The 19862-nt window shown below is 72.3% G+C and carries 18 protein-coding genes; 6 read left to right on the top strand and 12 right to left on the bottom strand.

Annotation, left to right across the window (positions count from 1 at the left end; all coding sequences use genetic code 11):
- Positions 1-85: 85 nt before the first annotated feature.
- The 5 genes from ACWD4B_RS25690 to ACWD4B_RS25670 all read right to left on the bottom strand — a co-directional run bounded on the left by ACWD4B_RS25690 (position 86) and on the right by ACWD4B_RS25670 (position 5345).
- Complete coding sequence (locus ACWD4B_RS25690; RefSeq protein WP_451422963.1) at positions 86-1951, bottom strand: anthranilate synthase family protein; 1866 nt, start codon at positions 1949-1951, stop codon at positions 86-88.
- Positions 1948-2577 (bottom strand): isochorismatase family protein, encoded by a 630-nt coding sequence (locus ACWD4B_RS25685; RefSeq protein WP_451422962.1) that lies wholly within the window; start codon positions 2575-2577, stop codon positions 1948-1950. Before ACWD4B_RS25685 ends, ACWD4B_RS25690 begins: the two co-directional genes overlap by 4 nt.
- A 95-nt stretch (positions 2578-2672) precedes the next feature.
- A complete protein-coding gene (locus ACWD4B_RS25680) occupies positions 2673-3467 on the bottom strand; it encodes a 2,3-dihydro-2,3-dihydroxybenzoate dehydrogenase (RefSeq protein ID WP_451422961.1) in 795 nt (264 codons plus the stop codon).
- 14 nt (positions 3468-3481) lie between these two features.
- Complete coding sequence (locus tag ACWD4B_RS25675) at positions 3482-4657, bottom strand: 3-deoxy-7-phosphoheptulonate synthase (protein ID WP_451422960.1); 1176 nt, start codon at positions 4655-4657, stop codon at positions 3482-3484.
- Positions 4658-4712: 55 nt separating this feature from the next.
- A complete protein-coding gene (locus ACWD4B_RS25670; protein ID WP_451422959.1) occupies positions 4713-5345 on the bottom strand; it encodes a flavodoxin family protein in 633 nt (210 codons plus the stop codon).
- Positions 5346-5640: 295 nt separating this feature from the next.
- Here ACWD4B_RS25670 and ACWD4B_RS25665 point away from each other — a divergent pair, with 295 nt between their 5' ends.
- The 4 genes from ACWD4B_RS25665 (at position 5641) to ACWD4B_RS25650 (ending at position 9120) form a co-directional block, all read left to right on the top strand.
- Complete coding sequence (locus ACWD4B_RS25665; RefSeq protein ID WP_451422958.1) at positions 5641-6738, top strand: transaldolase family protein; 1098 nt, start codon at positions 5641-5643, stop codon at positions 6736-6738.
- A 132-nt stretch (positions 6739-6870) separates the two neighbouring features.
- On the top strand, positions 6871-7239 hold the full coding sequence (locus tag ACWD4B_RS25660) for a YciI family protein (protein ID WP_451422957.1): 369 nt from the start codon (positions 6871-6873) through the stop codon (positions 7237-7239).
- Positions 7236-8417: an RNA polymerase sigma factor gene (locus ACWD4B_RS25655; RefSeq protein WP_451422956.1), complete on the top strand. Its 1182-nt coding sequence runs from the start codon at positions 7236-7238 to the stop codon at positions 8415-8417. The genes ACWD4B_RS25660 and ACWD4B_RS25655 overlap by 4 nt, the downstream gene beginning before the upstream one ends.
- A gap of 181 nt (positions 8418-8598) precedes the next feature.
- Positions 8599-9120, top strand: a complete 522-nt coding sequence (locus ACWD4B_RS25650; protein ID WP_451422955.1) for a DUF3291 domain-containing protein — start codon at positions 8599-8601, stop codon at positions 9118-9120.
- Between the two features lie 29 nt (positions 9121-9149).
- Here the strand turns inward: ACWD4B_RS25650 and pcaB are convergent, their stop codons facing one another.
- The 5 genes from pcaB to ACWD4B_RS25625 form a co-directional block, all read right to left on the bottom strand.
- On the bottom strand, positions 9150-10514 hold the full coding sequence (pcaB, locus tag ACWD4B_RS25645) for a 3-carboxy-cis,cis-muconate cycloisomerase (RefSeq protein WP_451422954.1): 1365 nt from the start codon (positions 10512-10514) through the stop codon (positions 9150-9152).
- Entirely contained in the window at positions 10511-12511 is a 2001-nt protein-coding gene (locus ACWD4B_RS25640; RefSeq protein ID WP_451422953.1) for an FAD/NAD(P)-binding protein, read from the bottom strand. Before ACWD4B_RS25640 ends, pcaB begins: the two co-directional genes overlap by 4 nt.
- Entirely contained in the window at positions 12508-14082 is a 1575-nt protein-coding gene (locus tag ACWD4B_RS25635) for a class I adenylate-forming enzyme family protein (RefSeq protein ID WP_451422952.1), read from the bottom strand. Before ACWD4B_RS25635 ends, ACWD4B_RS25640 begins: the two co-directional genes overlap by 4 nt.
- Positions 14079-14636 carry an SRPBCC family protein gene (locus tag ACWD4B_RS25630; protein WP_451422951.1) on the bottom strand — a complete coding sequence of 186 codons (558 nt, stop codon included), beginning with the start codon at positions 14634-14636 and terminating at the stop codon, positions 14079-14081. The genes ACWD4B_RS25635 and ACWD4B_RS25630 overlap by 4 nt, the downstream gene beginning before the upstream one ends.
- Positions 14637-14848: 212 nt before the next feature.
- A complete protein-coding gene (locus ACWD4B_RS25625) occupies positions 14849-15808 on the bottom strand; it encodes an NADPH:quinone reductase (protein ID WP_451422950.1) in 960 nt (319 codons plus the stop codon).
- Positions 15809-15953: 145 nt separating this feature from the next.
- Between ACWD4B_RS25625 and ACWD4B_RS25620 the strand changes: the two genes are divergently transcribed.
- Both ACWD4B_RS25620 and ACWD4B_RS25615 read left to right on the top strand, forming a co-directional pair.
- A complete protein-coding gene (locus tag ACWD4B_RS25620; RefSeq protein ID WP_451422949.1) occupies positions 15954-16574 on the top strand; it encodes a mycothiol-dependent nitroreductase Rv2466c family protein in 621 nt (206 codons plus the stop codon).
- Positions 16574-17017 (top strand): GNAT family N-acetyltransferase, encoded by a 444-nt coding sequence (locus tag ACWD4B_RS25615; RefSeq protein ID WP_451422948.1) that lies wholly within the window; start codon positions 16574-16576, stop codon positions 17015-17017. The genes ACWD4B_RS25620 and ACWD4B_RS25615 overlap by 1 nt, the downstream gene beginning before the upstream one ends.
- Positions 17018-17056: 39 nt before the next feature.
- Here the strand turns inward: ACWD4B_RS25615 and ACWD4B_RS25610 are convergent, their stop codons facing one another.
- Complete coding sequence (locus ACWD4B_RS25610; protein WP_451422947.1) at positions 17057-18412, bottom strand: SufS family cysteine desulfurase; 1356 nt, start codon at positions 18410-18412, stop codon at positions 17057-17059.
- Positions 18399-19769 (bottom strand): family 2B encapsulin nanocompartment shell protein, encoded by a 1371-nt coding sequence (locus ACWD4B_RS25605; RefSeq protein WP_451422946.1) that lies wholly within the window; start codon positions 19767-19769, stop codon positions 18399-18401. The genes ACWD4B_RS25610 and ACWD4B_RS25605 overlap by 14 nt, the downstream gene beginning before the upstream one ends.
- Positions 19770-19862: the final 93 nt, after the last annotated feature.

The raw sequence follows: 19862 nt of genomic DNA, 5'->3' as shown, positions 1-19862 counted from the left end.
GTTCCCCGCGCCCCTTCGGGGCACGAACCGCGCCCCGTCAGGGGCGCGGGGAACTGCGCGACCAGCCACAGCCGGTCCGCAGTCGTCAAGCGACGGGCACACCCTCGGCGAGCCCCGCGAGAAGGGCGCCCGTGATCCGCGGCCCCTCCTGAGTGAGAACGGACTCCGCGTGGAACTGCATCGACGCGAAGTGCGGCCCCCGCAGGGCGTGCACCTCCCCGGTGTCGGGGTCGCGGCTCACCTCGACGGCACCGACCCCCGCGCACTCGGCCACAGCCTCCCCGCAACGCGCGGCGAAGGTGTTGTAGAAGCCGACGCGCTCGGTGCGGCCGAACAGGTCGATGCTGCGCTGGACGCCCTGATTGGGCACGGTCCGCCGGTGCAGCCTGAACCCCAGTTCCAGGGACAGCACTTGGTGACTCAGGCAGACGGCCAGGAACGGCCGCCGGTCCGCGAGCAGCGTCCGTATCGCCCCGCGCAGGTGCGCGATCTTCGGGTGGGACGTCTCGCGCGGGTCGCCGGGCCCGGGGCCCATGACGACCAGGTCGTACCCCTCGAAGGCGTACGGCTCGTCGAAGCGGCGCACGGTCACGTCGAGCCCCATGGCCCGCAGCTGGTGGTCGATCATCGAGGTGAAGGTGTCCTCGGCGTCGACGACCAGCACCCGCCGCCCCTCCAGCGCCGGGTGCGTGTGCTGCCGCCCGGAGCCCGAGGCCAGCCAGAAGCCGGCGATGGTGTCGTTGCGGCGGGCGAGCGCCTCCCGGACGCTGGGGTGCGCGCCGAAGCGGGCGGACGGGCCGGCCTCCAAGGCCGCGAGCAGCCCCGCCGCCTTGGCCCGGGTCTCGGCGACCTCGGACGCCGGGTCCGAGTGCCGGACGAGCGTGGCCCCGACGCCGATGCGCAGCCGCCCGGCGCGGTCGATGTCGGCGGTGCGGATGAGGATCGCGGAGTCCAGGGTGCGCGCGCCGCGCTCGTCGCGGCCGATGAGGGCGGCCACGCCGCTGTAGTAGCCGCGGCCCTGCGGCTCGTGCCGGCCGATGACGCGGCAGGCGCTCTCCAGCGGGCTGCCGGTGACCGTGGGCGCGAACATCGTCTCGCGCAGGATCTCCCGGACGTCCCGGTCGGTGGTGCCCTCGATGAAGTACTCGGTGTGCGCCAGCCGCGCCATCTCCTTGAGGTACGGGCCGGTGACGCGCCCGCCCGTGTCGCAGATGCGGGCCATCATCTTGAGCTCTTCGTCGACGACCATGTAGAGCTCGTCGGCCTCCTTGCGGTCGGCGAGGAAGTCCATGACCTCGGGCAGGCTGGGCCCGGCGGCCGGGTAGCGGTAGGTGCCGCTGATCGGGTTCATCACGGCCCGCCCACCGTGCACGCTGATGTGCCGCTCGGGCGTGGCCCCGACGAACGTGCGCTCGCCGGTGTGCACGAGGAACGTCCAGTACGCGCCGGACTCGCGCTCCATGAGCCGCCGGAAGAAGGTCAGCGCGTGCGCGGTGCCGTAGCCCGTGATGTCGGCGGTGAAGGACCGCTTGATGACGAAGTTGGCGCCCTCCCCCTCGCCGATCTCCTCGGCGATCACCCGCCGGACGGTCTCCGCGTACGCGTCGTCGTCGACGTCGAAGTGCTTGCCGGTGAGGGCGATCGGGACGTCGGGTATCCGGGCGAGCACCTCGGCGACGGGCAGCACGGACTTCTCCGTGACCGACATGGCGAGCAGCGGGGAGCCGTCGTCGGCGCCGGTGAACCCGCGCTCGGCGATCTGGCGGTAGGGGACGAGGACGAGGACGTCGTCGCTGTCGTCCACCGGAAGGTCCGCGAGGGTCTCCGGGGCGGTGACGCGACCGGCGAGCACGTCGAGCGTGCCCGGTCCGGCGGTCTCGGGCCGGTGGAGGAGGGCGAAGGCGGCGGGCGGCCGGGGGCCGAGAATGCGGTCGAGCAGGCCGTCGTTCATGCGGCTGCCACCAGTGTTTCGGTGGTGGCCACGACCGCGCACCGCTCGGCGGCGTACGTGAGGGCCATGCGGTGGTACTCCTCGGAGAAGTCGGCGACGGCGTCGGCGGCGACGAAGGCCTGGATGTCGTTGGTGTAGGCCTCGACGGCGGTCATCAGGACGCCGACGTGCGCATAGACACCGGCGATGATCAGCTGGTCGCGGCCGGCGGCGCGCATGCGGTCGAGCAGCTCGGACTTGAAGAAGGCGCTGTAGCGCCACTTGGTGAACACCCAGTCGCCCGGGGCGGGCGCCAGCGGCTCGACGACCTGCCGGTCAGCGGGGTCGACGCGCATGCCGGGGCCCCAGAAGTCCTTGAGCAGCCCGCGCTGTTCGTCCGTCATGCCGCCGGGCTGCGCGGTGTAGGCGACGGGCATCCCGAGCGCCTGCGCGGCGCGGCGGAGGCGGGTGGCATTACGGACCAGCTCGCCGCCGATTCCCTCCGGGAGGGGGCGGAGGAAGTACCGCTGCATGTCGTGCAGCAGCAGAACGGCACGGGAGGGATCGGGGGCCCACTGGGCCGTGTTGCGGGGCAACTGGTCGGAGGCGGGCATGGGGTAGGAGGCGATCGGGGGGATGCCGGGCATGAGGGTTCCTTGACGTCGACGATGAGGTTCGGGGTGCGCCCCGAAGGGGCGCGGGGAACTGCGCGACCAGCCACAGCCGACCCGCAGTCGAATGCTCAACGCCCCAACGTCGCCCCGCCGTCCACGGTCAACTCATGCAGCGTGATGTGCCCCGCCTGCTCGGAGAGCAGAAAGACCACGGCCTGGGCAACATCTTCCGGCTGGGCCAACTTGCCGAGCGGTATGCCGAGTTTGAACGTCTCCAGGTTGCCCTCGACCGTGCTCCGCACGGTCACCCGCTCCGTCCACATCGAGCTCAGCATCGGCGTATCCGTCGACCCCGGTGCCACCACGTTGCACCGGATCCCGTACTGCGCCACCTCCAGCCCCAGCGACTTGGTGAACATCGCGGCCGCCGCCTTCGAGGCCGCATATGCGGCCATCCCCTGGCGCGGCGTGCCGGCCGCGTTCGACGCCACCGTCACGATCGCCCCGCGCCGCCGCGCGGTCATGTGCCGCACCACGGCCCGGGACATGTGGAACACGCCCTTGACGTTGACCGAGAACAGGGCGTCCCAGTCCTCCTCGCCGAAGTCCGCGACCGCGCCCGTCCGCAGCACGCCGGCCGCGTTGACCAGGCTCTCCACCGGGCCCAGCCGGTTCTCGGCCTCGTCGACGACCGCCGCGACGCGCGCCGCGTCGGTGACGTCGCACACGAACCCCTCGGCCCGCACCCCGGCGGCGTCCAGCGCGGCCACGGTGCCCCGCAGGGCCTCCGCGTCGCGGTCGACGGCCGCGATCGCCACGCCGTCCCCGGCCCGGCCCAGCGCCAGTGCCACGGCGGCCCCGATGCCGCTCGCCGCACCAGTCACGAGGGCGGTTCCCGTCTTCTCCACTCTCGTCCTCTCCACGGTCACTCCTCCCGTCAGCCCTGCCACGCGGAGACCACCGCGACGGCCTGCCGCGGGTTGAGCCGCGGATCGCAGAAGCTGGTGTACTTGTCGCCCACGCGCCCGACCGCCGAGGCGTCCGTCGCGCACTCGGTCACGTCGTCCGGCGTGGTCTCCAGATGCAGACCGCCCGCGACACCGCCCGCCGTGCGCACCGCGTGCTGGAAGTCGCGGACTTCGCGGACGACCGTGTCCACGAGCCGGGTCTTGAGCCCGTCCGGACCGGTCACGGTGTTGCCGTGCATCGGGTCGGTGAGCCAGACGACCGGGTGCCCGGCGTCCCGCACCGCCGCCGCCAGCGGCGGCAGCCGGTCGGCCACGACATCGGCCCCCATGCGGGCGATGAGGGTCAGCCGGCCCGGCTCCCGGTCCGGGTCGAGCAGCGCGCACAGCTCCAGCAGCTCGTCCGTGCCCATGCCCGGACCGACCTTGCAGGCCACGGGGTTGGCGACCTCGGCCAGCAGGGCCACGTGCGCGCCGTCGGTGCGCCGGGTCCGCTCGCCGATCCACGGCCAGTGCGTGGACGTCAGCCAGGCCCGCCCCTCCTCGTCCCGCCGGACGAGCGGCAGTTCGTAGTCCAGCAGCAGCGCCTCGTGGCTGGTCCACACCGGCGGGCAGATGCCCGAGCGGTGGGCGGGGGCGTGCCAGCCCAGGTGGGTCATGGCCTCCTGCGCGGCCAGGTAGCAGGTCAGCAGCCGCTGCGGATCCGGACGGCGCCGCTCGGGGTGCGGCTCGGGGTCGTTGACCAAATGGCCGCGATAGACGGGCAGTTCGGCGCCACGCACCTGCTCGACCGGGCTGGACCGCGGCTTGGCGAACTGGCCGGCGATGCGCCCCACGCGGACCACCGGCCGGTGCGTGGTCATCCTCAGGACGCCGGCCAGGACGTCCAGCAGCCCGGCCTTGCGGGCGACGTACCCGGCCGTGCACTCCGCCGGGTCCTCCGCACAGTCGCCGGCCTGCACGACCTGCGCCTCGCCACCGGCCACCCGGGCCAGGTGGGCACGCAGGGTGCGGATGTCGGAGGGCCGCACCAGCGCGGGGAGGGCGGCCAGTTCCTCGCGCACCTGCCGGACCTGCGGTGCGGCGTCGCCCCAGTCGGGCTGCTGCAGGGCGGGTCTCAGTCTGGCGTCGAGCAGTGCATTGTTCACGGGAAGTCTCCAGGGCCGATGAAGCCGGTGAGGGAGGCCGGAAAGGATGCGGCCGTCAGACGGCCGCGGCCTCGAAGCCCCGGCGGAGCGCGGTCGTGATCTCGACGACCCGGCGCGACTGGTAGGCGATGGCGGCGAGATTGTCCTCGTCGACATTGCCCGGCTCGTTGCGCGAAACGCTGCTGACGCCATAGGGGTTGCCATTCGTGGGCGCCAGCTGGATCGCGTCGGCCACGCCCGGCGGCACGACAATGGCGCCCCAGTGGTAGAACGCATTGTTCAGCGCGAGAATCGTGCTTTCCTGGCCGCCGTGCAGAGTGGCGGTGGAGGTGAAGGACGACATCACCTTGTTCACCAGGCCGCGGCGGCTGTGCAGCGGCAGCGTGGTGTCGATGAACTGCTTCAGCGGGCCCGAGGGAAGTCCGTAGCGGCCGGGCGTTCCCCACAGCACCGCGTCGGCCCAGTCGAGGTCGTCGAGCGTGGCCTCCGGAATGTCACGGGTGGCCGCCACGTGCTCGGTCCATGCGGCATTCCAGGCGTCGTTGCCCGGCACGATCGTCTCCGCGAGGTCGGAGACCTTGCGGAGCCGGACCTCGGCGCCGGCCTTTTCCGCGGATTCCGCCGCGGCCTCGGCGAGCCGGTGCACATTTCCGGTCGAGGAGGAGTGGATGACGGCAAGCTTGATCATGAAGGTGATGCCCCTCGGCGGGTGACGGACGGGGATGAACGGATCTGATCGATCTGATCCCGATGCTGCAAGGACGCCGCGGAAACTGCCAGGTGGGCCGGGGGAGTTCGCCGGACTCCGTCAAAAGGCGGGAGATCCATCAAGTCCGCGTCCGGATGGTGATGGACCGTGTACGACCGTCCGGGAACCTCTGGTTCGAATCCTGGACGTTCTTTATCCTGATTCCCGCCCCCCCAGCCTTCAGCCGTCGGACACCAGCCCACAACCCAACAGCTCACAGGAGCCGGACCAATCCATGACAGAACGGGAGTCGACCGCCGCCGGCGGAGATCTGGACCGACTGACGGCGGAAGGGGTGTCGCCGTGGCTCGACGGCGCCGGCAGACGGTTCCTCGCGTCGGGCGGGCTGGCGGACCTGGTCCGGCACCGGGGGGTGCGCGGGGTGCGGCTGGACGTGACGGCACTGGACGATGCGGATCACGGCAATGAAGGCAATGGAGGCTATGCGGAGCAACTCCGCTTCCTCTCCCACCGCGACGTGCCCCGCGAGGCGGCGTTACGGGCCCTGATCGCGTGCGACGCGCGCCGGGCCTGCGACGACCTCCTGCCGGTGTTCGAGGCCACCCGGGGCCGGGAGGGCCACGTCTCGGTGGACGCCGGCCCGGACCCCCGGCCGGCCGACGCGGAGACCCTGGTCCGCGCGGTCAACAGGCCCAACGTACTGGTGAAGATCCCGGCCACCTCGCCCGCCGCCCTGGAGGCCGTCCGCGCATGTCTCGCGCGCAGGATCGGCGTCCACGTCACGGAGATCTTCTCCCTGCGCCGCTACGGGGAGGTGGCCGACGCCTACGCCTCCGGCCTGGAGCGCGCCCGCTCCGTGGGACACGCCCTCTCCGGCATCGCCTCCGTGGCGGAGCTGCCCGTGGGCCGTTTCGACACCGAAGTGAACCGCCGGCTGGCCCGGTTGGGCACCCCGCAGGCACGCGCCCTGCGCGGCGAGGCGGGCCGTGCGGCGGCGCGGATGGTGTACGACGCGTACGAGGAACGCCTGGGCGGGGACCGCTGGGCGTCCCTGGCCGCGTCCGGTGCCCGCCCGCAGACGGTGATGTGGTCCGGGCTGCACTGCGTGGAACGTTTTGTGGCCTGGGGCACGGCGGTGGCGCTGCCCCAGGGGGCCGGGGTGTGCCCGTTCGGCCTGGAGGGCGACACGTTGAGCGGCCGCGAGGCGGCGGGCCGGGCGGTGTGGGGAGCGTTGGGCAGGCTCGGGGTCGGGTACGGGGCGGTGTGCCGGCTGCTGGAGGAGGAGAGCGCGGAGACGGCGCGGGGGAACTGGCGCCGGGTGCGGGGAGCGGTGGGGGAACGGCTGACGGGCCCGCAGCTGCTGCGGTCGTGAGGGCCGTGACCCTTCCGGCAGCGGAAACCCTGAATTCCAGCCGCCGCAATTGAGGGTTTTTGCTGCCGGAACGATGTCGAGATCCGCGGGACGGCTCCGACTTCCCGGTGAATCGACACAAGGAGCGCAGACATGAAGTACCTCATGATCATGCAGGTCGACCAGGATGTCCTGGAGGCCCTCACCGAGGACGAGCGGAAGCTGGTGATGGACGGGCACGCCGCCTTCCTGAAGACCACGCAGGAATCGGGGGAGTTCATCCTCACCCAGGCGCTCGCCCACCCCGCGCACTCGACCGTCGTGACCGGCACGGGCGGCACACCGGTCGTCACCGACGGGCCGTTCATCGAGGCCAAGGAGTTCATGGGCGGCTTCTACCTGGTCGACTGCGAGAGCAAGGAACGGGCGATCGAGATCGCCAAGCTCATTCCGGACACCCGGATCAAGGGCCTGTCCGTCGAGATCCGCCCGGCGATGGACTCGTGCGGCGCCGATCTGTGAGCAGGGGGACCGAGGACCTGCTGCGCAGCCTGGCGCCGCAGGTCCTCGGGACGCTCGTGCGCAGGCACGGCCAGTTCGAGGCCTGCGAGGACGCGGTCCAGGAGGCGTTGCTCGCGGCGTCGGTGCAGTGGCCGGAGGAGGGGGTGCCGGACAGGCCCGCGGGCTGGCTGGTCACGGTCGCCGGCCGGCGGCTGACCGACCAGTGGCGCAGCGAGGCGGCCCGCCGGGAGCGCGAACTGGCCGCCGGCGCGGAGCCGCCGCCGGACGACGACCCGTCCCGGCACGTCGACGACACGCTGCGGCTGCTGTTCCTGTGCTGCCACCCGAAGTTGTCGGCGCCGTCGCAGGTGGCGCTGACGCTGCGGGCGGTCGGCGACCTCACGACGGCCCAGATCGCGCGCGCGTTCCTGGTGCCGGAGGCCACGATGGCTCAGCGGATCAGCCGGGCGAAGCAGACGATCAGGGGCGCCGGTTTCCCGGACGGCCCCGAGCGGCTGCCGGCGGTGCTGCAGGTGCTGTACCTGATCTTCAACGAGGGTTACACCGCCACCTCCGGGCCCGACCTGCAACGGGCCGGACTGTCCGCGGAGGCCGTCCGGCTCGCCCGCGAGGTCCACCGCCTGCTGCCGGAAGAGGGGGAAGCCGCCGGGCTGTTGGCGCTGATGCTGCTCACCGATGCCCGGCGGGCTGCGCGCAGCGTGGACGGGCGGCTGGTGCCGCTCGCCGAGCAGGACCGCAGCCGGTGGGACCGGGCACGGATCGAGGAGGGGGTCGGGCTCGTCACCGGCGCCCTGCCGAACGGGCCTGCCGGGCCGTACCTGTTGCAGGCCACGATCGCTGCGATCCACGACGAGGCGCCGTCGACCGAGGAGACGGACTGGGCCGAGGTGCTGATCCTCTACAAGCTCCTGGACCGGACCGCGCCGAACCCGATGGTCACCCTGAACCGCGCGATCGCGACCGCAATGGTCCACGGCCCGGCCGAGGGCCTGGCCCTGCTCGCCACGCTCGACGCCGACAAACGGCTCGCCGGCCACTACCGGCTGCACGCGGTGCGCGGACACCTGCTCGATCTGGCCGGCGAGCACGACCGGGCCCGCGAGCACTACCGGCAGGCGGCCAGGCTCACGTTGAGCCTTCCGGAGCGGGAGTATCTGCTGCGCAGGGCCGGGCGGTGAGAGCACCTTTCCAGTGTCAGGAACCAACGTTCCGAGCACCGCCCGGTGTTGGTTTCTGACGCCGAAGGGCATTTGGCCAGGGAAAACGCAACTTCGACAAGGCCCGCAGAGGCGGCTACCTTCACCTGGTCCTCGGCGACCGCCCACGGTCGCACGGGAGTTCCTTACCAGGGAGAGACGTATGCCCCGTCTTGCGCTGTACACGTTCGGCGTCCTGAAGTCGCCTCTCGCCGATCCCACACCTCTCACGAACGAGTTCTACGACATCGGCGCGGCCGTCTACCGGGAGTTCAGCCGGCACCCGGGGTACCTCGCCCATGCTGTACCGGCAGACGTCGACCGGGGCACACTCTTCGAGGCGGACTGGGGTGCCTGGGGAGAGTTCGCCGTACCGGCCTGGTACGGCAAGGGCCGTACGGTGGAAACCACCGCCCTGGCCGCGACCCTCTCGCTCTGGACCGACCTGCGCTCCGCCTTCGACGCCGTCTACACCGGTCTGCACCGTGAGGCGCTGAACAGGCGTTACGACTGGTTCGAGAAGACAGGACACCCGAATTACGTGTTCTGGTGGGTCTCCGACGACGTGATACCCACCTGGCAGGACGGGGTTTCCAGGCTGGAACACCTCCACGACCACGGCTCCGCGCCGCACGCCTTCACCTACCGCCACTCGTTCGCCCCGGAGGGGACTCCGATCCGGTAGCCGGGCCTCTCCGACAGCGGACACCGCACCTACGACCCCAGCGCCCGGTCCGTCAGCGCCCCCGCCACCCCCAAGTACCCGGCCGGGTCGCACAGTTCCGACAGCTCGTCCGCCGCGAAGTGCTCCGCGAGCACGTCCTGCAGAGCCCGTCCTCCGCTCCGGCACTCCTCCGCCGCCCGCGTCAGCACCCGCTTCGCCTCCGCCTTGCCCAGCCTCGGTGCCAGTACCGCCGCGATCCGTTCCGTCACCACCTGCGCGCCCGTCAGCGCGAGGTTCGCCCGCATGCGGTCCGGGTGGACGACCAGCCCTTCCGCCAGCTCCACGGCAGTGGCCGCCGCACCGCCCGTCAGGCGGAGGCACTCCCGGAGCAGCTGCCACTCCGCGTGCCAGACGCCCGCCGAGCGTTCGTCCTCGGTGACCAGACTCTGCGCCAACCCCACCGCGATCACCGGCACTTGGAGCGCCGCGCTCCGGACCAGCGTCGCCAGGACCGGGTTCTGTTTCTGCGGCATGGCCGACGAGCTTCCCCGTCCCGCGACCGGTGCCTCCGTGACCTCGCCCGTCTCCGTGCGGGTCAGGGCCAGTACGTCCACGGCGAGCTTCCCCAGCGCCCCCGCCGTGAAGGCCAGGGCCGAGCCCAGGTCGGCCAGTGGTGTGCGCAACGCGTGCCAGGGCAGGACCGGTGCCGCCAGCCCCGTCTCCTCCGCGAACGCCGCACGCAGCCGGTCCGTGTAGGCGGCGGCGTCCAGGACGCCCTCCAGTCGCGCGTACTCCACGTACCCCGCCAGCGTGCCCGCCGCGCCGCCGAGCGAGACCGGGAGCCGTTCCTGCACCTCCGCGAGGCGTGCGTCCGCGTCCAGCACCAACTGCCGCCAGCCGGCCGCCTTCAGGCCGAACGTCGTCGGGACCGCGTGCAGGGCCAGGGTGCGGCCTGCCATCGGCGTGTCCCGGTGCGCTGCCGCAAGTTCCCCCAGCGTCCCGGCCGTTCGCGCCAGGTCCGCCCGCACCAGCGCCAGCGTCCGCCGCGCCACCAGCATCGCGCCCGTGTCCAGGATGTCCTGGCTCGTCGACCCGCGGTGCACGTACTCCGCAGCCGTCGGGCTCGTCTCCGCGACGATCCGCGTGAGCGCCTGGACCAGACCCACGACCGGGTTGGCCGTCTCCCTCGCCGCCAGTGCCAGCCCCCGCAGATCCAGGCGGTCGGCCCGGGCCGCGGCCGTGATGGCGGCCGCGGCCTCGGTCGGCAGGGTGCCCAGGCGGGCCTGGGCCCGGGCCAGGGCGGCCTCCGCGTCGAGCATGGCCTGCAGCCATGCCCGGTCGCAGACGGCCGCCTCGGCGGGGGTGCCCGCGCGGACGGGGGAGAGAAGTCCGGCGTCCTCCTGGGCTTCGCTCACACGATCACCCCCGTCGGCTCCGACTCCGGGCGCACCGGGCGCAGCGCGGCCGGCACATGGGCCACCGGGGGCAGGGCCAGGACCGCGCGGGCCATCGCGTCGGAGTCGCCGAGCGTCACCGAGTCGACGCCGGGGCGGATGCCCGCCGCGGTGACCCAGTGCACGGCCTCGGTGGGGACGCCGTAGGCGAAGCGGCGCGGGTGGGCGCGGCCCCGTCCGTCGATGACGCGGTACGGGCGTTCGGTGACCGCGAGGCCGCCGGTCTCGTAGCTGCTGCCGGTGGCGGCGTCGATGCGGAAGGTCGTGATCTGGTCGGTGTTGAGCAGGTGCCGCAGCAGCGGGTCGGCGGTGCGGCGCAGGTCCGGCTCGGGCAGCCGGGCCTCGATCAGGACCTTGGAGCGGATCGGTTCGCCCGGCACGACGTCCGAGCTCGCCGTGAACGCCGCCGCCTCCGCCGTGTCGATGCGGACGACCGTGCCCGGGCCCGTCACCTCCAGCACCCCGGCCTCGATCAGCGCGATCATCTCCTCGATGCGCCGGGTCGGCGGGCCGATCGAGAGGAAGGCGTTGAGCGGGGTGTACCAGCCGTCGAGGTCGTCGCGGTGCGAGGTGCCTTCCAGGCCGCCGTGGTCGACGGCGAGGCGGATCTCGTTGCGGAGGTCGCGCATGACGTCCAGGGCGGCCTTGAGCGGGCCGCTGACGTTGCCGGCGCGGGCGGCGCGCACGTCCTCGGCGAGGTAGGACAGCAGCCAGGCGCGGAATTCCTCGCGGCTCCCGAACTCCCGGTCTCCGTACGGCTTGGAGAGCCGCTCCCAGCTCCAGCGGTCCGTTGCCGGGATGCGGTATTCGCCCAGCAGCGCCTCGCGCTCGTTCTCCTCCTCAAGAGCCAGGAACCGTACGGTGAACGGCTCGCGTTCGTCGGCGCGGCCCTGCGACTCCAGCAGGGTGCCGTAATAGACGCTCTCGACCTCGCGGGCGATGAGCGGCCACAGGTCGGTGCCGAAGCGGACGGGGATGCCGACGGCGGCGCGGTCGCGCAGCGTCGCGATGTGCTCGGGGGTGAGGAGGCGCGGGAAGTAACGCCCGTACGCGCCCTTCTCGTTCTCGCCGCGTGCGTGGTACGGGATGCCGCGCCGGGAGAAGGCGTACAGCTTCGGCTCCTGCCCCGACGGCCGGTACGTCAGGCGTCCCCGGGCGTCGCGGTCGAAGGTGCCGCCGCGTCCGGCCGTGAACAGGGCCATGTGGTCGAAGAAGTTGAGGCCCAGGCCGCGCAGCAGGACGGGCTCGCCGGGGCGGATCGTCGTCAGGTCGACGTCGGCCGGATTGGCGGGCGTGATGTAGCCGAGGTGGTGGATGCGCGCGAGGCTCGCGGTGTGGGCCTCGCGGGGCGAGAGGTGCGCGGGGACGTGGCCCAGGGCCATGACGATCGCGTCCAGCCGGTTCAGCCGGGTGCCGTCCTCCAGGCGGATGCCCTGCGGGCCGCCGGGGACGCCCTCGGTGTCCGCCATGGCCACCGCGTGCGAGCGGTGCACGACGACCTCGACGTGCTGCGGCGCCCGGTCCACGACCTGCTGGAAGCAGTCGTGCAGGTAGCGGCCGTAGAAAGCGCGCGTGGGGTACGTGTCGGGGCCCAGGCGGCGGGCCTCGGTGACGGTTTCGGCGTCGTGTCCCTCCGCCGCCCCGCTCTTCGCCCACTCGTAGAGGCTCGGGCCGGGCTCGATCGGGCCCTCGATCTGTGCGCTGTCGTCCGTGAAGACCGTGATCTGCGAGGCCACGGTGTTCATCAGGAGCTGGCGGGACTGCTCGGGCCGCCAGACCGTGCCGGCGCCGGGCGCTGCGGGGTCGACGACGTGCACGGTCACGGAGCGGTGCGAGGGCGTGGCGCGCTCGTTGGCACACAGCCGCTCCAGGACGGACAGGCCGCGCGGCCCGACGCCGACGATGCAGACCTCGATGCGGTCGGCGAGGTTCGCGTTCACAGCGGACTTCGCGTTCATACGGTGCTGCCCTTCCCGGCCTGGAGGAGCCTGGTGAGCTCCACGCGCTTGATCTTGGTGGTGGCGGTGTGCGGCAGGTCCTCCAGGCGCCACTGCACCGGGTCGGCCATGGGGGCGAGACCGCGGACGGCGGCCTGCCAGGCGACCTGGTCGAGGGGTTTGTCGTCCTTGGTGCAGACGACGGGGACGGCCGCGCCGTGCTCGCCCGGCACGATGATGACCTCGACGAGCTCGGGGAGCCGGGCGAAGAGGGTGTCCTCGACGGCCAGGGTGCTCTCGATGCCGGGGATCACGTCGATCTCGCGGTCGAGCAGGTGCAGACAGCCGCGCCTGGTGCGGTAGCCGACGTCGCCCATGCGCCACCAGCCGCCGTCGGCGGTCTGTTTCTCCCAGCGCTCGTGCTCGCCGAGGTAGGTGATGATCCGGCCGTCGCTGCGGACCTCGATGTTGCCCGGGTTGGTGCGGGACGGCGGGTTGCCGTCGCGGCTGACGACGCGCACGCCCGTCATCCCGGGGAACGGCACGCCGACGCAGCGCCCGTCGGCCTCCGCGCCGCGGCCCTTGGTGTACGTGCGGGCGGCGATCGGGCCGACCTCGCTCTGCCCGTACGCCTGGGCGAACAGGGGGTGTTCGCGCCGCGAGGCGCCGAGCAGCCGGTGCACGGTGCGCGGGTGGATGGCGTCGAAGGTGCTGCTGAAGTACTTCACGTTCGCGAGCGGCTGCCGCGGGTCGTCCACGAGCTCTTCCCAGCGCATGAACGAGTTGGGGTGCGCCTCGATGAACCCGGGCGGCGCCTGGGCGAAGATCTCGCCCACGACGGCCGGGTCGTCGTCGCGGAGCACGATGAGCGGGTGTCCCTGCAGGACGGCGATGGGCATGGCCGTGAACATACGCGAGTGCACGAACGACACGTGCACGGCGAGCGGTTCGCACTTTCTGACGAAGGCCACGACGGAGGCCTGCGGCCGGTAACGGGCCTGGAACGTACGGCCCGTGTGCACGGCGAGCTTGGGCGTGCCCGTGGTGCCGGAGGTGTGCGTGACGAGGGTGGGGTGGTCCGGCGACATGGCGACGGGCGCGACACGGGGGGACCCGGCGAGCGAGGCCAGCGTGGTGGCGCCGGCGTGGCTGCCGGAGGTGAGGAGCACCTGCTCGGCGAGGCCGAACACGGTGTCCGGGAGGTCGTGTTCGAGCTTCGCCCCGTCGGTGACCAGGTGCGGCCGGTCGACGCGGCGGACGAGCTCGGCGACGGTTCCGCCGTCGAGCTTCGACGACAGCAGCACCGGGACGGCGCCGATGCGCGCCACGGCGCAGGCGAGGAGGGAGATGTCGAAGCCGTCGGTCTTGTGGACGACCACGTGCTCCCCGGGCCGCACCTTCGCGGCCCACAGCCGGGAGGCGAAGTCGTCGACCAGCGCGGCGACTTCGGTGAGCGTGAGCCGTGTGCCGAGCTGCGGGGCGATGTCGAGCGTGTGGTCCAGGACCACCGGGCTCGCCGGGTGCCGGGCCGCGGCGCGGTCGAAGAGCGTGCCGAGCCGGATTCCCTTGTTGCCGATGCGCTGGAGAATCACCGGCCGCTCTTTTCGGACTTCTCGATGACGGCCTTGATACGGGCGAGTGTGATGTCCAGGTCGTCGACGAGTTTCGCGGACCAGTCGTGCACGAAACGGCGGCGGCCGTCCTCGTCCAGGCCGGCGACTATCTTGTGGATTCCCTCGGTGGCGTGGCCCATCCGGAAATGGTGGGTGAGGACGGAGGCGCCGTCGCCGGCGGGCTCGATGTCGAATCCCCAGAGGCTTTCCTGGTTCTCCCGGGCGTGCGTGAGCATCACCCACCGGAACGTCCGGCCCGGCTCGGCCGCCACCACGCGGGCCTCGGTGTACCAGGTGCCCCGCACGAGCGGGGCCCAGGCGACGACGTCCTCGCTGCGCAGGTTCTCGCCCCGGAACACGGAGCCCACGGCGGCCGGCTCCCCGATCCATTCGCCGCCCCGGCATTCGGGGCTCCATTCGGAACTGCGGCGCAGGTCGCTCACGACGGAATAGATTTCGAGGGGGGAGGCCGATACGCGCGTTTCCGCGCGGACCTCGAAAAGGGGGCTGGAATCGATGATGGATTCGCTCATGGCATTTACGATGCCGGGGGTTTGCGGGGCGGGTCAAAGGTGCGGGTGGATTGTTGTCAAGTCTGGGCTGTGCCCCGTCAGGGGCGCGGGGAACTGCGCGACCAGCCACGCACGGCCCGCACTTTCGACAGGGGGCTGGGGGCTTGCCCCCAGGAAACGGCGAAAGTGGGGGCACCTCCCAGCGGTAGCTGGGGGAGGGACCGGGGCACCCCCTACCCACCCACCCGCAGCACCAACTTCCCCCGCACCTCGCCCGCTTCGATCCGCCGATGCGCCTCAGCCGCCGCGCTCAGCGGCAGCACCTCCACGGCCCGCGGCCGCAAAAGCCCAGCTGCCATCAACCTGTTGATGGCAGCTGCGGCCTCCGCCAACTCACTCGTCGTCGCCTGCGAGATCGCAAAGCCGATCACGGAACAGTCCTTCAGATACAGCGGCCCCACCGGCAGCACCGGCCGGGTGCGCAGCCCGGCCATCACCACCACCCGCCCCCGTTTCGCCAGCAACTCCACGGCCGACGGCAGGTCGTTCCGCGCCGACGTGTCCACGTACACGTCGATCCCGCCGGGGTACGACGCCTGCGGGTCCCGGTAGTCGATCACCTCGGACGCGCCCAGCGAGCGGCAGTACTCCGCATCGTCGGCCCGGGCCGTGGCAACGACCCGGGCCCCGGCCTGCGCCGCCATCACCACCAGCGCGCTGCCCACGTTGCCCGCCGCCCCGGCGATCAGGACCGTCTCGCCGGCCCGCAGCCGGCCGTGGGTGAACAGGGCCAGGTACGCCGTGGCGGCCGGGTGGGCGAGGGCCGCCGCCTCGACGGGGTCCACGCCGTCCGGCAGGCGGTAGAGACGGTCGGCCGGCACGACCACGCTCTCGGCCGCGGCGCCCTGCCGTCCGTCGTGGCCCATGCTGTTGCACCACACACGGTCCCCGGGGCGGAACCCGGGTGCCCCGGGGCCGGCCTCGGCCACCGTGCCGACGAGGTCACGTCCCACGACGAACGGGAACGCGACCGGGGTGCGCCAGGCACCCGAACGCACGAAGGTGTCCACGTGGTTGACGGCGGTCGCCGTCACCTCGACCACCACATCGGTGGGTCCCGGCTGCGGAACGGGCAGTTCGCCGTAGCGGATGACCTCCGGCGGCCCGAGCTCTTCTGTGTAAGCGGCGCGCATGATCACCGCCCCATCGTGGCACCGGGTGCGGCAGCCGGCAGGGTTTTGCCCGCCGGTCTGTCAAGTCGGCCGGCCCCGATTGACCCAGGGTTCTGCTCCTCAAGTGGCCCGCATTCCTGGTCCAGTGGCCGGTTAGGTTCGGTGCATGACGAGAACCGCCACCGCCACCACCGTCGACTTCTACTTCGACTCCGCCTGCCCCTTCGCCTGGATAGCCTCCCGCTGGATCCTGGAGGTGGAGGCGCAGCGCGACATCGAGGTGCGCTTCCACGCGATGAGCCTGTTCCTGCACAACGTCGGCAACGAACTGCCGGAGTGGTACCGCGAGCTCGTCGACAAGTCCATCGGCCCCGCCCGTGTGGCCGCGGCCGTCGCCGAGCAGCACGGCGAGGAGCGGCTGCGCGACCTCTACACCGCCTTCGGCGCCCGCATCCACCAGCAGAAGAACGACGACTTCGACGCCGTCGTCCGCGAGTCCCTGGCCGAACTCGGGCTGCCCGCCGAGCTGGCCGCCGCCGCACACGGCACCGACTACGACGAGGCCCTGCGCGCGAGCCACGACGCGGGCAAGGACCCGGTGGCCGAGGCCTACGTCGGCACCCCGACGATCCACATCGACGGCGTCGCGTTCTTCGGCCCCGTCCTCAGCTCGATCCCGCGCGGCGAGGATGCGCTGAAGGTCTTCGACGGCGTCCGCCTGCTGGCCGGCTACCAGGACTTCTTCGAGCTGAAGCGGACCCGTACCGGCTCGCTGAACGTCCACTGATGCCCGTGCAGTTGACCATGACGGCGGTCGTGCCCGGCGACCCCCGCATGGCCGCCGACGTGCAGCCGCTGCTGCACGCCCTGCGCCCGGCGCTGACCCCGGAGGCGTGCACCGCGTTCGTGGCGGAGGCGCACACCCAGGGGCTGGTCTTCCTCGCGGCGTACGACGCGCACGACGGCCGCTGCGCGGGGCTGGCCACGTACCGGGTGCTGGCGACGAGCCGGGGCCGGGTGCTGTTCGTGGACGATCTCGTCACCGATCCCGGGCGCCGCTCCGAGGGCATCGGTGCGCGGCTGTGGGAGGAGCTGGAGTCCCGTGCGGCGCGGGCCGGCTGCGAGCGCGTGGAACTGGACTCGGGAGTGACGAACCGCGGCGCGCACCGCTTCTACCACGCGCGCGGCATGTCCATCTCGGCCTTCCACTTCGCGAGCGCACTGCGCTGACGGGGGCGGCGCCCGCAGGCACCGCCCCGCCTCCCTGCCTCAGTGCTGTTCCTGCAGTCGCATCAGCGAGTCCACCAACTGGTCGACTTCCTCAGCGGTGTTGTACAGCGCCAGCGAGGCCCGCGCCGCACTCTCCAGGCCGAAGAACCGCAGCGCCGGCTGTGCGCAGTGGTGCCCGGCCCGGACCGCTATGCCGTCCTGGTCGAGCCAGGACGCGATGGCCGCCGGGTCCTGGCCGGCCATCGTGAACGTCAGCACCGCCACCCGCTCGGGCGCCGAGCCCAGCACCTGAAGGCCCGGCACCGAGGCGAGCGCCTGTTGCGCGTACTGCGTCAGGGCCGTTTCGTACGCGGCGACGGCGCGATGGTCGAAGGACGTCAGCCACTCCATGGCGGCCCGCAGCCCGACCGGGCCGGACAGATCGCCCGTGCCCGCTTCGAGACGGTGCGGGACGGGCGCGAACGTGCTGCCCGTGAAGTCGACGTGATCGATCATGTTGCCGCCGCCCTGCCAGGGCCGCATGCCCTCCAGGACGTCGGGCTTGGCGTACAGCGCCCCGATCCCCGTGGGGCCGTAGAGCTTGTGGCCCGAGAAGACGTAGAAGTCCGCGTCCAGATCCTGGACGTCCACGGGGAAGTGGGCCACCGCCTGGGCCCCGTCGACGAGCACCCGGGCCCCGTAGCGGTGCGCGAGCGCGGTCATCTCCTTGACGGGCGGCACCGTGCCCAGCACGTTCGACGCGTGGCTGACGGCCACCAGCTGGGTGCGGAAGGACAGCAGGTCCGCGAAGGCGGCCTGGTCGATCCGCCCGTCCGGCAGCAGCGGGATCGGCACGACCCGGGCCTTGCGCTCCTTGGCGATCAACTGCCAGGGGACGATGTCCGAGTGGTGCTCCAGCACGGAGACGAGGATCTCGTCCCCGGGACCGAGGTTGTCCCGCCCCCAGCTCTGCGCGACCAGGTTGACGGCCTCGGTCGTGCCGCGCGTGAAGACGATGCTGTCGGGGGAGGCGGCCCCCAGGAAGCCCGCCACCGCCGCCCGGCCGCCCTCGTACGCCTCCGTGGCCTCGCGGGCCAGGGTGTGCGCACCGCGGTGGATGTTGGAGTTGGTGGTGCTGTAGTAGCCCGCGAGGGCCTCGATCACCTGGCGGGGCTTCTGGGTGGTCGCGCCGTTGTCGAGCCACACCAGCGGCCGGCCGTTGACCGTGCGGTGCAGGATCGGGACGTCGCGCCGGGCGAGTTCGGGGTCGAAGCCGCCGGCGCGGGTGCTCCCGGTGCGGACGTCCGGCCGGTCGGCGGCGGTCGTGGCCGTCGGTGCGTCCGTCACGCCTGTCGGTGCGCCTGCCGGCCCGGCCGTCTGTACGGCCGTCGCGCTCGCAACGTCAGGAGTAGTCATGGTAGTTCGACACCTCGACGTTCTCGAGGACGGCGAGCGCGTCCTCGACCAGCACCGCGGCGTTGAAGTACGCGGTCAGCAGGTACGAGGTGATCGCCTTGCGGTCGGTGCCCATGTTGCGCATGGACAGGCCGGGCTCGACCTCGTCGGGCACGCCCGACGGGCGCAGGCCGACGACGCCCTGCTCGGCCTCGCCGGTGCGCATCAGCAGGATCTGCGACGTCCCACAGCTCATCGGCACCTTGTCGGAGGGCAGCAGCGGCACTCCGCGCCAGGTCAGCAGGGGGCTGCCGAACCTGGAGTCGGTCACCGGGGGCACACCCCGCCGCGTACACTCCCGGCCGAACGCGGCGATGGCGCGCGGGTGCGCGAGGAAGTAGCCGGGCTGCTTCCACACCCGGGACAGCAGCTCGTCGAGGTCGTCGGGGGTCGGCGAACCGGTGCGGGTCTGCACGCGCTGGCCCGGGGCGACGTTGTTGAAGAGGCCGAACTCGGGGTGGTTGAGGATCATCGACTCCTGGCGCTCGCGCAGCGCCTGGACGGTGAGGCCGGCCTGCACCCGGGTCTGGTCGTGGGGCTCGTTGTACAGGTCGGAGACGCGGGTGTGCACGCGCAGCACCGTCTGGGCGAGGGTCATGTGGTACTCGCGCGGCGCGTCCTCGTACTCGACGTACGTGCCCGGCAGTTCGACCTCGCCGACGTGTCCCCCGGCGAGGTCGACCGGCACCTCGGAGCCCGGGGCGGGCGTGGTGCCGGCGAGGTGGGCGTCGATGGCGGCGCGCAGTGCCGCGTCCCGGCCGGCCAGCGAGTCCAGCACGCCGCGCTCGACGGTGAGCGCCACGCCGGAGGTGAGCGCCTTGACCCGGTACGGCAGCGGCGCGCAGCGCGTCCAGGAGTCGAGGTCGAAGAACTGGCCGTCACCGACGACCTCCAGCAGGGCGTCCTCGCCGTACCGGCCGGTGACGCGCTTCTCGGCCCGGCCGAGGACGATCACCCACAGCCGGTCGGAGGCGCCGCCCTCGTCGCCCAGCATCTGCCCGGCGTCGAAGGCGACCTGGGTGAACGCGCCGGCCAGCTCCGCGAGTAACCCCTCCTCGGCCTCGCGCAGGTAGGGCAGTTCACGCAGGTCCTCGGGGACGACGCGGTGGGCGTCGCCCTCCTGGTAGGTGCTGATCCTGTCGTCGCCGAGGATGAACGTGCGCCGCCGGTTGACCCGGTAGACGCCGGAGTCGACGTCGACCCAGGGGAGGGCGCGCAGCAGATAGCGGGGCGTGATGCCGCGCATCTGCGGGGTGGTCTTGGTGGTCGTCGCCAACTGCCGTGCGGCATCGGGCGCGAGACTGAGCCGATCGTTCATGGTGCCTCCTCGGGACGGGGTTGCGTCCGGACGAGGACCGATCGTGCGGCTGGCATGTGACGATCACAAGACGGTCGGTGACGGAATCGGCCG

This window comes from Streptomyces sp. NPDC002536, assembly GCF_053594995.1.
The sequence above is the reverse complement of the archived record's forward strand: the minus strand, read 5'-3'. Positions and strand labels throughout refer to the sequence as shown.